Source organism: Parasynechococcus sp. (assembly GCF_045559935.1).
Classification (GTDB): Bacteria; Cyanobacteriota; Cyanobacteriia; order PCC-6307; family Cyanobiaceae; genus Parasynechococcus.
On the sequence record NZ_JBJLJL010000004.1, the window covers coordinates 1 to 12,255 of the forward strand.

Consider the following 12,255-nt stretch of genomic DNA (forward strand, 5'->3'; position numbering starts at 1 on the left):
GGCTGATCCGCAGCTGGGTGGGTGCCATGGATCTGGTCATCCAGTACGGCGGTTCGGTGAAACCGGCCAACATCGATGAGCTGATGGCGATGAGTGACATCGACGGGGTGCTGGTCGGAGGTGCCTCGCTCAAGCCGGATGGATTCGCCCGCATTGCCAACTACCAGACGCCCTGACCGTCGCCCCTGGCCTGAGGGCTGGCGGAGGCGCACCACGCTGATGGGGGTGATCAACATCACCCCCGACTCCTTCAGCGACGGCGGTCGCTTTCTGCAGGTCGACCAGGCCGTGTCCCAGGCGGCCATTCAGCTGCGCCAGGGGGCCGACGTGCTCGACCTCGGTGCCCAGAGCACCCGTCCGGGAGCCAGCGAGGTCGGTGCTGATGAGGAACTGCGTCGTCTGCTGCCCCCGCTCCGTCGCATCCGCGAACGCTTCCCGGATGCCCTGATCTCCGTGGACACCTTTCTCGCACCGGTGGCGGAGGCAGCCCTGGAGGCAGGCGCCGACTGGGTGAATGACATCAGTGCAGGCCGTCGCGATCCCGCAATGCTTCCGTTGATCGCCGAAGCCGGCTGCCCGGTGGTGCTGATGCACAGCCGGGGGAACAGCCGCACGATGGACAGCCTCACGGACTACGACGACGTGATCCAGGAGGTTCGCGAGGGACTGGAGGAGCGGACCCACACAGCCCTCAAGGCCGGGATTTTTCCGCAGGGATCAGATCATCTGGGATCCCGGCCTCGGATTTGCCAAAACTGCCGAGCAGAACCTGCAGCTGCTGAAGGGCCTGGAACAGCTCAGCCGCGGAAGCATCCCACTGCTGGTGGGCCCATCCCGCAAGCGGTTCATCGGAACGGTGCTCGATGAACCGAAACCGAAGGCCCGCATCTGGGGAACAGCCGCGGTGGCCTGCCGCTGCAGCCAGGCCGGTGTCGCCGTGCTGCGCGTGCACGATGTGGGACCCATGCACCAGACCCTGCGCATGGCGGCCACACTCTGGTCCTGGCCTGAACCGCGTGACTGATCCGTCGCCCAGCATCTTTGTTCAGATCGCGGCTTACAGAGATCCGGATCTGCCGGCGACACTGCACAACCTCATCGAACGGGCCGCCCAACCCGAGCGGCTGCGCTTCGGGATCTGCCTTCAGCTCGCGGACAGCGATCCTGCAGCCTGGAACGCCACAGCCTTCCCGCAGGATTGCAGCCTGGCTCTGATTCCGTTCAGGGCGGAAGACAGCCGGGGGGCCTGCTGGGCGCGGCATCAGGCCCAGCAGCTCTACGGGGGAGAGGACTTTCTGCTGCAGATCGACAGCCACATGCGGGCTGTGCAGAACTGGGATGACGACCTGGTGAAGGCATGGGAGGCCTGCCTGGATCCGAAGGCGGTGCTGAGCGTGTATCCGAACGGCTTCCAGCTGCCGTGCAGCCTCCAGCTCAACACCCTGCCCGTGATGGCGGCACACCGGTTTGATGACTTCGGCATCCTCAAGTTCCAGGGCATCAGCCGCTATCAACTGCCGGAGCAACAGCCGGCGGCACCTCTGGCCAATGCCTTCATGGCCGGCGGCTTCCTGTTCGGTCCAGGCTGCATCGTGCCGGAGGTGCCGTACGACCCCAGCCTGTACTTCTACGGCGAAGAGGTGTCCATGTCGGCACGGCTCTGGACCCATGGCTTCAACCTGTACAGCCCTCACCGGCTGCTGCTCTTTCACCTCTACAAATCCAGCAGCAACGGAAACGACGCATCAGCGACGCACTGGTCTGACCACAGCGACTGGTTTCTGCTGAACCGGCGCTCCCTGGTGCGGGTGCATACCTTGCTCGGAACGCTTGAGACCGTTCCACAGGATCGCCTGAGACCGACTCCTGACGACGTCAACGATCTTGATCGCTACGGGCTTGGAGACAAGAGAAGCCTGGACGACTATCAACGCTGGGCCGGCGTGGATTTCGCCGGCCGGACCATCAGCGAGCGCGCATCAGAGGGTCGCTTCAGTCGGTGACAACGCCCTCGATCCTGTCCTCCACTTCCTGGTAAAGCTCCTGGAGCTGCTCGATATTCTCGTCTGAAGTCTCCCAGTAGCCACGACCGTTCACCTCCAGAAGCGTTCCCACGATCCGGCGGAAGCTGTTGGGATTGAGCTCCATCAGACGCTTGCGCATCTCGGGATCGTTGATGAAGGTCTCGTTGGCCTCCTCGTAGACGAAGTTGTCAACAGCACCGCTGGTGGCACTCCAGCCGAGGGTGAAATTGAGACGCTTGGCCACCTCGCGCACCCCCTCGTAGCCGGAATCGAGCATGCCCTCGTACCACTTCGGATTGAGCAGTTTGGTGCGGGAGTCGAGGCGGATCGTTTCGCTCAGGGAGCGCACCTGAGCATTGGCTGTCGTGGTGTCGGCGATGTAACTGGTGGGCTCCTTGCCGTCGTCTCGCAGCCCCTTGATCAGCTTGGTGGGATCGGAATCGAAGTAATGGCTCACGTCGGTGAGCGAAATCTCCGCTGAATCCAGGTTCTGGAACGTGACATCGGCGGTCTTCATCACACTCTCGAACACCTGACGCTTCTGATTCATCTCGCCGGGGTTGTCGGCATTGAAGGCGAAGGTCTTGCGGGAGAGGTACATCTCCTGCAGTTCGCCCTCCTCTTCCCAGGTGCTGTTCTCAACCGCCAGATTCACGTTGGAGCTGTAGCTGCCGCTGGCGTTCGAGAACACGCGGCAGGCGGCATCACGCAGGCTGGTGCCCTCTTTCTCAGCCTGCTCGAGTGCGTGCTTGCGAACGAAGTTCTGCTCCAGCGGTTCATCGGCCTCAGCCGCCATTTTCACGGCCTGGTCGATCAACGCCATCTGGTTGATGAACAGATCGCGGAACACGCCGGAGCAGTTCACGACAACGTCGATCCGGGGGCGGCCGAGCTGTTCGAGGGGGATCAGCTCAAGCTTGTTGACGCGACCGACGGAATCGGGCATCGGTTTGACACCGACGAACCAGAGGATCTGAGCCAGCGACTCGCCGTAGGTCTTGATGTTGTCGGTTCCCCAGAGCACGCAGGCGATGGTCTCGGGCCAGGCGCCCTGCTCCTCACGCTGGCGTTCGATCAGTTTGTCCACCACGCCCTTGGCTGCAGCCACGGCGGCACGGGTGGGAATGGCCTGCGGATCCAGGGCATGAATGTTCTTGCCGCTGGGCAGCACGCCTGGATTGCGGATCGGATCTCCACCCGGTCCGGGCAGCACATATTCGCCATCGAGTGCCTTGAGCAGGCTCTGCATCTCCATGTCGGCGCAGATCTGATCGAGGCAGAAACGCAGGTAGCCGAACAGTTTGTCGAGCTCCGTGGCATCGACCTGGACGAAGCCGGCTCCGCAGCAGGCTCGCAGCCAGGGGGAGGGCAGCTGGAAGCCGAACCTGGCGAGCAGGTCGTAGAACCAGCCGAAGCTGTTGCGCAGACTCACACGACCGTCACGACCGGTGAGGGATCGCACCATCGCTCCAACGGCGGCGCGGGACGTCTCGGTGATCGTGCGGTTGAGTTCAACATCGGCGAGAACGCCTTCGTCATTCCCCCTGTAGACCTCTTCAATGCTCCGGCCCATCGCCTCGGCAAGCAGACCGGGCAGAGAGCGCAGGCCATCTTCCTCGCGTTCCAGGGCAGCGATGTTCACCAGCGTGGCGATCGCTTCCTCCGCCGTCGGCGGCTTGCCGATGGTGTGCAGACCACAGGGCAGCAGGCGACTCTCGATCTCCATGAGCTGGCGGTACACCGCACCGACGAGGGCATCCCGTCCATCGAGATCCATGGACGCCGCATCGTCCTCAGGGAATTCGACGTCCTTATCGAGATTGCACTGACGGGCTGTCTCCACGATCGTGTTGACGATCTGGATGCCGCGCCCGCCCTCGCGAAGCTGCTGATAGGAGCCGACGAGCTCACCCAGTTCCTTCAGACCTTTGTAGAGCCCTGCGTTTTCAGCCGGGGGCGTGAGGTAGCTGATGGTGGAGGCGTAGCCCCGGCGCTTGGCGATCGTGGCCTCCGACGGGTTGTTGGCCGCGTAGTAGTAGAGGTTCGGCAGAGCGCCGATCAGCGAATCCGGGTAGCAGGTTTCGCTCATGCCCATCTGCTTGCCGGGCATGAACTCCAGCGAACCGTGCGTGCCGAAATGGAGCACCGCATCGGCGCCCCAGATCTTCTCGAGATAGGTGTAGTAGGCCGCAAAGCCATGGTGGGGACTGGCACTGCGGGAATACAGCAGACGCATCGGATCACCCTCGTAACCGAAGGTGGGCTGCACGCCGACGAACACGTTGCCGAAGTGGCGGCCGAACACCAGCAGGTTCTGCCCGTCGCTGTTGAGATTGCCCGGAGGCTTGCCCCAGTTCTCCTCCAATCGCTCCGAATACGGGGTGAGACGCTCGTATTCCTCGACGCTCATCCGATGGGCGATGGACAGCTCCGGAGCTCCCTGCATCGCCTCGGGGTCGTTGATCACCGCCTCCAGCAATGCCTTGGGTGTGGCCGGCAGATCCTGCACGTCGTACCCCTTGGCCTTCATCTCCTGCATCACACGGTGGATGGAACCGAAGACGTCGAGGTAGGCCGCCGTCCCGACATTGCCCTTGTCGGGGGGGAAACTGAAGACCGTGATCGCCAGCTTCTTGTCGGTGCGGGGCTTGATCCGCAGGGATGACCAGCGGATGGCGCGCTCGGCGATGGCATCGACGCGGTCCTGCAGGGTGTGCGCCTTGCCGGTGGCGTCATCACGACCGGAGAGCACGATCGGCTCGATGGCACCGTCCAGCTCCGGTATGGCGATCTGAAGAGCCACCTGCACGGGATGCAGACCCAGGTCGCTGTCCTCCCATTCCTTGGTGGTCTGGAAGACAAGTGGCAACGCCACCATGTAGGGGCGATTGAGCTTTTTCAGTGATTCGATCGCCTTGGGGTGGTCCTGACGGGCGGGACCACCCACCAGAGCGAAGCCGGTCAGGGAGACGATTCCGTCCACCAGTGGCTGCTCGGGGTTGAGCGGGTCATAGAAGAAGGCGTTCACCGGCTTGGAGAAATCCAGGCCCCCGCAGAAGATCGGAATCACACGGGCACCGCGGAACTCCAGCTCCTGAATGGTGGCCACGTAGTGGGCGTCATCGCCGGTGACGATGTGACTGCGCTGCAGCACCAGGCCGATCACCGGGCCCTTGCGTGCTTTGTCGCTGAGATCCGTGCGGCTGGAGGTCCAGTTGAGGTACTCCTTGAGGTCCTCGAACATCGAGGGGGCCAGAGGGTGCCAGATGCCCAGATCAGGGAAGACTTCAGGCTCGGCCACCTCCATCGCAGGCCGCCCCTCACCCTCAGCGGCAGGGAAGACGTACTTGTCCGCCAGCATCAGCAGGAAGTTGCGCAGGTTGTCCGGCGTTCCTCCCAGCCAGTACTGGAAGCTGAGCATGAAGCTGCGGGCGTCCTGAGCCTTCTCGACAGGCAGGTACTTGAGAACGGTGGGCAGCGTGTTCAGCAGTTTGAGCATGGCGTCCTGAAAGCCGGCGCCACCCGCTTCCTTCCGCTTTTTCATGAAACCGGCGATGGCGCTCTTGCTCTGACCCAGCTGGGCCATCGAGAAGCTGCCGAGCTTGTTGAGGCGCATCACCTCCGGCATCGACGGGAAGACCACAGCCGCCTTCAGACGATCCCGATGAGGGGCGACGGCCTCCACCACTTTCTGGGCCAGATCCTCGATGAAGATCAGCGAGGCGATGAAGACATCGGCCTCAGCCACATCGGCGCAGAAACCGGCGTAATTGTCCTCGTCGCGCAGCTCCTCGATCAGATAGCCGCTCAGTTCGATCCCGAGGTCGCCCCCCGAGGCGTTCAGCGCCGTGGCGGCCTGGGTGAGCGCATTTTGATACTGAGGCTCCAGCACCACATACACCGCCTTCATCACGGACTTGTGGTTCTGACCCTCCACAGGAGCAACGCGACGATCGGCGGAGCGGACCTGCGTGAACATCTGCGCACTTTGAGCAATGTGAAGAACCCTACGTTCAGGCACGGTCCGTTGCGACGATTTCCAGTGCGGCGTTACAACATCAGCCCCATAGGCTTTGGGGTGTTTGCAGCGCAGCGATGACCGCCCTGATTCCCGTTGTCGTGGCCGGTGCCCTCGGACGCATGGGGGCCGAGGTGATCAGAGCCGTGCAAGGTGCCGAGGACTGCACCCTGGTGGGGGCGATCGACAACACTCCAGGGAAGGAAGGCTGTGACGTGGGTCTGGAACTCGGCCTCGGTGAGCTGGAGGTGGCGGTCACCGCCGACTTCGAGGGATGCCTCTGCGCCGTGAGTCAGTCGGTGCGGGCGGCCGAGGCCGGTGCCGTGCTGGTGGATTTCACCCATCCCTCGGTGGTGTACGACCACACGCGTGCATCGATCGCCTACGGCGTTCACCCGGTGATCGGCACCACAGGGTTGTCCCCGCAGCAGCTGGATGATCTGACCCAGTTCTCCGCGAAGGCCTCGATCGGCGGGGCGGTGATTCCCAACTTCTCGGTGGGCATGGTGCTCCTGCAGCAGGCGGCCGCTGCAGCCGCACGCTTCTACGACCACGCGGAACTCACGGAACTGCACCACAACCGCAAGGCCGATGCTCCCAGCGGCACCTGCATCAAGACCGCTGAACTGATGGAGGAGCTGGGCAAAAGCTTCAATCCACCGGAGGTGGATGAGCACGAATCACTGGAGGGATCCCGCGGCGGTCGGCGCGACAGTGGCCTGAGACTCCACTCGCTGCGTCTTCCCGGGCTCGTGGCCCATCAGGAGGTGATGTTCGGCGCACCGGGTGAGACTTACACCCTGCGTCACGACACCATCGATCGCTCCGCCTACATGCCGGGAGTGCTGCTGACGGTTCGCAGGGTGCGCTCTCTCGAGAGCCTGGTCTACGGCCTCGAACGACTGATCTGATCGCCCCATCCCATGCTGATCCCCCTACGCCCCGGTGAGCTGCAGCGCCTGATTCCGGCGGTTGCCACCGGCAGTCAGTTCCGGGCCGCGCTGGGCTCGCCGCGCGAGATCCTGCAGCGGGTGATGGTGGCTGCCATCGGCGGCGTGATCACGCTGCTGATCAGCCAGAGCCAGATGGCCAGTCGCTGGGGACCGTTCTGGCTGGTGACGGGGGTGGTGTTCCTTCTCTATGTGCTCTGGGGGCCGATCGTGCAGGCAGGCCAGCGCAACGCCACGCTTCGCCGGTATCCCTCGGCAGCTCTGTTTGAAGGCGAAGTCGCCGAGGTGACCACCCGCGAGCGCATCGAAAACCGCCATGAGCAGGCCGACAGCAGCGGGAAACTGGAGCTGGTGGAGAACCGCCGCACCTGGATGCTGCTGGAGCTGGAGGACGAGGACGGCTACCTCGGACGCCTGGCCTTTCCGATGGACAAGAAACATCAGGTGATCCGCGAGGGCACGGTGGTCCGTTGCCTTGTTCTGAGTGATCGCAAGGATTTCTCACGGGTGAGCGCCCTGAGTGACGCCTGGATTCCAGGGCTGCGCCTCTGGGTGGGCGACTATCCCTTCCTGCTCAGACCGGCCTTCGAGGAGCTGTGCCAACTGCGCCTGGCCCGCCGCTGACCCCCATCGCAATACATTTCTTAAACCTGGTTTACACTTCGTTGCAATCACACCCCAGGCGACCATGGCTCAGACCCCTTCCGCTCCCGTCATCCGCGGCGCCACCGTCACCACCGAAGACGGCGGTCGCCTGAATGCCTTCGCCTCCGAGCCCCGCATGGAAGTGGTGGAAGCAGAGCGTGGCTGGGGTTTTCACGAGCGTGCCGAGAAGCTGAACGGCCGCATGGCCATGCTGGGCTTCATCGCCCTTCTCGCCACCGAGATCGCCCTGGGCGGAGAAGCCTTCACCCACGGTCTGCTGGGTCTGGGCTGAGGCTCACGCTGAAGGGGTGACCTCAGCCACACTCTGCTGATGGTCGCCTCACCCCCGGACGCATCACCGTCCATTCATGTTCGAGGAGCCGGTCCCACAGGATCTCTCCTCGCTCTGGCTCTGGCCCATCAAGGCCAGAGCGTCTTGCTTGAAGACCCCCTCACGGCCCCGGAGCTGCAGAGTCGCAGCCGGGCCTATGCCATCACCCACTCCAGTCGGCGGCTACTTCAGCGCCTGGACCTCTGGACATCCCTGGGCGATGCACTCGTTCCCTTCACCCGGCTGGACCTGCGCGATGCGGGGAGCGGTGGTCGTGTGCTGTTCGGCCAGCAGGATCTGCGCCGCAGCAACCGTCGTCACCAGGCCATCGGCTGGATCCTCGACCACCGTCCGCTGATGCGGCTGCTTCTGGCCAGGCTGGAGAAGTCGCCCCATGTGACCCTTGGTCTGGGCCGAGATCAGGATCAAATGACCAGGGAGCCAGCTGCGTTCGTCGTCGCAGCCGATGGTCCGTCGTCTCCCACCAGACAGTCCTGGGGCATCGACGTGGTTCAGCACCGTTACCGGCAGGGCTGCCTGACGGCGAAGGTGGTTCTGCGCGGTGTCGAACCCGGTGGGGCCTACGAGCTGTTCCGACCGGAAGGCCCCCTGGCGGTGCTTCCCATGGCCGATGGCTCCTATCAGGTGGTTTGGAGTGCTCCGATGCAGCACTGCCTCGACCGCGCCGACCTGGCCGATGGAGCGTTCCTCGATGCCCTGGCCACGGTTCTGCCGGAAGGAGTGGAACCGGATCTGCTCCTTGACCGACCGGCCGCCTTCCCCCAGACCTGGATGCTGGCCAGGAGCCTCCGTCACGGCCCGGCCGTTCTCGTGGGAGAGGCCGGTCACCGCTGCCATCCGGTGGGGGGGCAGGGCCTGAATCTCTGCTGGCGCGATGTCGAGACGCTGACGGACCTTGTGGCCAGCCAAGGCATCGGCCCACGCACCGCCGCCCGTTACAGCCGTCGACGCTGGCCGGATCTGCTGATGGTGGGACTGGCCACGGATGCTCTCGTGCGGCTGTTCTCGAACCGTCACCCCCTGCTGGTGGCCTTCCGGCAGCTGCTTCTGCCCTGCCTGGCCCTCAGCTCCCCACTTCGGCGCCTCTGCCTCAGTGCCATGACCGATGGCCCGCTGCGGGTTGGACGCCCCCTGCCAGACTGAACTGAACCGGAGTCGGGTGATGGTTGTCTGCAGTCACCCTCAGCCGCTTCCATCGGAGGCGCTGCTCCACTTTCTGCAGCGCCGGCTGGGGCTGAGTGACAACGCCCTGAATCTCGGCCTGCGCCAGGCCGAACTGGAGCAGGCACCGTTGCCGATCGTGCTCTGGAGCTTCGGTCTGCTCAGCCTCGAGCAGTTTCAGCAGGTGCTCGACTGGGAGAACACTCAGGAATAGACGAGCAGGGCTTCCACAGGCAGCCCCTGCGGCAGGGCCGCGCGACCACCGAGTCCATCGAGCTCGATCACGAAGGCGAAACCGCAGAGCGTGCCACCGGCCTTGTCCACCAGGGCACCTGCTGCCGATGCCGTGCCACCGGTGGCCAGCAGATCATCCACCACCAGCACCCTCGGCTTGCCGTTGAGGGCGTCCTCCTGAATCTCCAGGCGATCGCTGCCGTATTCGAGGCTGTAATCGATGCCGATCACCCCGCCCGGAAGTTTTCCCGGTTTGCGCACAGGCACGAACCCAAGGGACTGACGCTGAGCCAGCGGGGCACCGATGATGAACCCCCGGGCCTCGATTCCCACGATCAGATCGGGACGCAGGGTGTCGCAGACCTCTCCGAGACGGCGGAGCATTTCAGCCGTGGCCTGGGGGGAGCTCAGCAGGGGATTGATGTCCCTGAACAGAATGCCTGGCTTGGGAAAATCAGGGATTGATCGAATGAAAGGCTGAAGATCCAAAGCCTGATGACGCAGAGGCATAACCCCTGGCATCATCGCAGCCATGACTGATGCCTCTGCCCCCCAGGGTGCCCGCCTCGGCCGACGTGGTGTGGAACGACTGGATCTGCTGCTGCTCACCATCGAGGCTCTCGACCTCAATGCCGGCGAGTTCATGCTCTGGACCAGCCACCAGATGGGGCTGCAATCCCAGTTTCCCAACCGGGTTGAACTCTGGAAACGGCGTTGTCACAACCCACTGCGGCGCACCACACGGCGGGAACAGCTGGCACCGCTGGATGCGGAGTCTCTGATCTGTCTGGTCTGCGCCATGGCGGAACGGATCTATCCGATGCTGCATCAGCTGCTCTCCTCCCGGGAGCCGGAGCAGCTCACCCGCCAGCGATGGCAGCTGCTCGAAACCCGCTTGGATGACTTGATCGAGGAACGCATGAACCCCCGGCGGGGAGCCGTTCTGCGGCTGCTCGACAAGCAATCCGGTGCGCCGATCCGCCGTCAGCTGATCAGCACACTGGCGCTGGTGGCCGGGCCCGGTGGCATCGATCGCCTGCGGGCCACCCTCCTCGACCCGACGCCCTGACTCACCGCAGCATGCAGAAGAACGCTTACCGCTACGAACAGACCGCTGCGCGACTGCTGGTGGAGGGCTACCCGGATCTGTCTTCAGGGCAACCCGTGGATGCCATCGGGATCCTCTCCGGATGGCGGATGCAGCTGGTGGCAGCCCCGGAACTCCAGGGAACCCGCGAACACCTGGAAGCACTGATGGCCGTGGTGATGCCCTACGCCCGCCACCTGCTCTCCGGCGTGGGGCGGTCCTTCGCGTCCGATGGTGACGTCGTGACCATTGAACCGGCAGGGGCCCAGCATCAGCTGCTCCTGCGCAGCAGTCAGGACGGCATCGAGCCGCTGCGGCTGATGCTCGATGACGCCGAGCTCTCGGATCTCGTGCGCTGCCTGGACCGGCTTCGACTCGATCAGCGGGTCCAGCTGAGCTGGCAGCTGGCCGAGAACAGGCCGCTGCCGCGTCAGGAGCTGGTGGAGAAGATTCCTCTGCAGCGCCGCCTGAGTGCCCCCGTGCTCGGCGGTCTCGCCCTGGCCTCCAGCGTCGCGGCAGCGCTCGTGCTGCCTCTCCCGCCGCTGCAGGAGAAGCCGACCACAGCACCGGTGCAACCATCCGAACAACCGGCCGCGGAAGCAGAGCGTTGACGAGCGCTGCACAGGCTTCAGAATCGTCGCTTAGGCGAGCTGTTCGGTGCTCCGCGATGACGGTGAGCTGGTCTGAACTGAGAAGGCGTGTCGCCCGCATCGGCGCCTCCCTGGACGTGGTGGTGCGCAGTGATCCCGAGGTGTGCGGCCTCAGCGGCTCGGGATACCACCTGACGCTCCACCACAGCGGATACGGAGACTGCACCGTGGGCAGCCTCACCCTGATCGACTGCCCGAATGAACTGGTGTTGATCGAATTCGAGCGCTGGATGCGCGGTGCCGGACACTCGCTGGTTCTATGAGCAAGGTGGCCCGCCGACCCCAGCGTGGTCCCCAGCGAGGGGAGGGATCACGGCAGGTCTTCCGACGCCGTCGCCGCATTCCAACCGGACTGGTCGTGCGTCAGCTGGTGGCGGTTCTGCTGATGCTCAGTGGCGGGATCGGCGTGGTCGTCCTGCTGCAACGCCTGCCGGAGCAGGTGGATGTGGTGCTGCTGGTGAGCGAGGCCATCGCTGATCTGATCCGCGGCATCCAGCAACTGCTGGAAGCTCTGCTGGGACTGGCGGCCGTGGTGCTGATCGGAGCCCTTGTGGTGCTCGCCGCTGTTCTGATCCTCGGCGGTGTGTGGCGATTGCTGCGACTGCTCCGCCTGATGCTGTCGCCACCCGATCAGGGTCGACGCTGACGGGGCGCCAGGGAGCGCTGCAGATTCCAGAGTTCCGCGAGCGTGACACCCCCGTCACGGTCACCGTCCAGTCGGTCGAAATGACGGCCGATCCAGGGAATCGCAGCGGCCTCCACTCGGCTGAGCGACTTGTCACCGTTGAGATCGGCCTTGTGGAAGCGACGCTTCAGCCGCTGGCCGCTCGGCTGGGCAGCGGGAACGCTCAGATCTTCGATCAACAGATAAGTGCGACCTTTCGTGCGACGCAGACGCCGCTCGAGAGCCCGACGGCCCTGGAGCTCCCCCGGATCAAGGCGCCCGTCGCGGTTCGCATCGAGCCTCACGAACAGAGCCTGCATCCGGGTGCTGTACACCTGCATCGGCTGTCCGTTGGACTGGGCCATGGCGGACGATGCCGTCGAAAGGATGGACAGGGCCAGTGCAAGGGCCCCGGAAGTCAAGGGAGCAGGCATGAATCCAGCCTATGGAGACCATCAAGCCCTGGCGGT

14 protein-coding genes and 1 pseudogene are annotated in these 12,255 nt (G+C 64.3%); 12 read left to right on the plus strand and 3 right to left on the minus strand.

All coding sequences use genetic code 11. From position 1 onward, the window contains the following. From ACJ0G7_RS01775 to ACJ0G7_RS01785, 3 genes and pseudogenes are all read left to right on the plus strand, one after another. Window positions 1-176: triose-phosphate isomerase (locus ACJ0G7_RS01775; protein WP_407395047.1), on the plus strand; the 176-nt coding region annotated here is incomplete at its 5' end. Beyond that, window positions 139-1,024 (plus strand): annotated as a pseudogene (gene folP / locus ACJ0G7_RS01780) (dihydropteroate synthase). The gene ACJ0G7_RS01775 and the pseudogene folP, both read left to right, overlap by 38 nt. Continuing rightward, window positions 1,017-2,003: a GlcNAc-transferase family protein gene (locus ACJ0G7_RS01785; protein ID WP_407394950.1), complete on the plus strand. Its 987-nt coding sequence runs from the start codon at window positions 1,017-1,019 to the stop codon at window positions 2,001-2,003. The pseudogene folP and the gene ACJ0G7_RS01785 overlap by 8 nt, the downstream one beginning before the upstream one ends. On the opposite strand, the gene ACJ0G7_RS01790 is transcribed toward ACJ0G7_RS01785, so the two are convergent. Continuing rightward, the gene (locus ACJ0G7_RS01790; protein WP_407394952.1) at window positions 1,993-6,003 is read right to left on the minus strand and encodes a magnesium chelatase subunit H; all 4,011 of its coding nucleotides are present in this window, start codon (window positions 6,001-6,003) and stop codon (window positions 1,993-1,995) included. The two genes, ACJ0G7_RS01785 and ACJ0G7_RS01790, sit on opposite strands and share 11 nt — an antisense overlap. 116 nt (window positions 6,004-6,119) lie before the next feature. On the opposite strand from ACJ0G7_RS01790, the gene dapB reads away from it, so the two are divergent. From dapB to ACJ0G7_RS01815, 5 genes are all read left to right on the plus strand, one after another. After that, complete coding sequence (gene dapB, locus ACJ0G7_RS01795) at window positions 6,120-6,953, plus strand: 4-hydroxy-tetrahydrodipicolinate reductase (protein ID WP_043691800.1); 834 nt, start codon at window positions 6,120-6,122, stop codon at window positions 6,951-6,953. A 12-nt stretch (window positions 6,954-6,965) separates the two neighbouring features. Next, a complete protein-coding gene (locus tag ACJ0G7_RS01800; protein WP_407394954.1) occupies window positions 6,966-7,616 on the plus strand; it encodes a hypothetical protein in 651 nt (216 codons plus the stop codon). 64 nt (window positions 7,617-7,680) lie between these two features. Then, the gene (locus ACJ0G7_RS01805) at window positions 7,681-7,929 is read left to right on the plus strand and encodes a high light inducible protein (protein WP_043691805.1); all 249 of its coding nucleotides are present in this window, start codon (window positions 7,681-7,683) and stop codon (window positions 7,927-7,929) included. Between the two features lie 39 nt (window positions 7,930-7,968). Continuing rightward, window positions 7,969-9,132 (plus strand): FAD-dependent monooxygenase, encoded by a 1,164-nt coding sequence (locus ACJ0G7_RS01810; protein WP_407394956.1) that lies wholly within the window; start codon window positions 7,969-7,971, stop codon window positions 9,130-9,132. A gap of 19 nt (window positions 9,133-9,151) precedes the next feature. After that, complete coding sequence (locus ACJ0G7_RS01815) at window positions 9,152-9,364, plus strand: DUF2949 domain-containing protein (protein ID WP_043691812.1); 213 nt, start codon at window positions 9,152-9,154, stop codon at window positions 9,362-9,364. Here ACJ0G7_RS01815 and ACJ0G7_RS01820 read toward each other — a convergent pair. Then, window positions 9,355-9,918 (minus strand): adenine phosphoribosyltransferase, encoded by a 564-nt coding sequence (locus ACJ0G7_RS01820; protein ID WP_052378155.1) that lies wholly within the window; start codon window positions 9,916-9,918, stop codon window positions 9,355-9,357. The genes ACJ0G7_RS01815 and ACJ0G7_RS01820 overlap by 10 nt on opposite strands. Between ACJ0G7_RS01820 and ACJ0G7_RS01825 the strand changes: the two genes are divergently transcribed. The 4 genes from ACJ0G7_RS01825 to ACJ0G7_RS01840 are packed head-to-tail and all read left to right on the plus strand — an operon-like array spanning window position 9,917 to window position 11,767. Beyond that, the gene (locus ACJ0G7_RS01825; RefSeq protein ID WP_043691815.1) at window positions 9,917-10,453 is read left to right on the plus strand and encodes a DUF3038 domain-containing protein; all 537 of its coding nucleotides are present in this window, start codon (window positions 9,917-9,919) and stop codon (window positions 10,451-10,453) included. The genes ACJ0G7_RS01820 and ACJ0G7_RS01825 overlap by 2 nt on opposite strands. Before the next feature lie 11 nt (window positions 10,454-10,464). After that, on the plus strand, window positions 10,465-11,082 hold the full coding sequence (locus tag ACJ0G7_RS01830) for a DUF4335 domain-containing protein (RefSeq protein WP_043691817.1): 618 nt from the start codon (window positions 10,465-10,467) through the stop codon (window positions 11,080-11,082). 56 nt (window positions 11,083-11,138) lie between these two features. Next, window positions 11,139-11,384 carry a hypothetical protein gene (locus tag ACJ0G7_RS01835; RefSeq protein WP_043691820.1) on the plus strand — a complete coding sequence of 82 codons (246 nt, stop codon included), beginning with the start codon at window positions 11,139-11,141 and terminating at the stop codon, window positions 11,382-11,384. Then, window positions 11,381-11,767: a hypothetical protein gene (locus ACJ0G7_RS01840; protein WP_407394960.1), complete on the plus strand. Its 387-nt coding sequence runs from the start codon at window positions 11,381-11,383 to the stop codon at window positions 11,765-11,767. Before ACJ0G7_RS01835 ends, ACJ0G7_RS01840 begins: the two co-directional genes overlap by 4 nt. Here ACJ0G7_RS01840 and ACJ0G7_RS01845 read toward each other — a convergent pair. Beyond that, window positions 11,752-12,207 carry an EF-hand domain-containing protein gene (locus ACJ0G7_RS01845; RefSeq protein ID WP_407394962.1) on the minus strand — a complete coding sequence of 152 codons (456 nt, stop codon included), beginning with the start codon at window positions 12,205-12,207 and terminating at the stop codon, window positions 11,752-11,754. The genes ACJ0G7_RS01840 and ACJ0G7_RS01845 overlap by 16 nt on opposite strands. Window positions 12,208-12,255 lie beyond the last annotated feature (48 nt).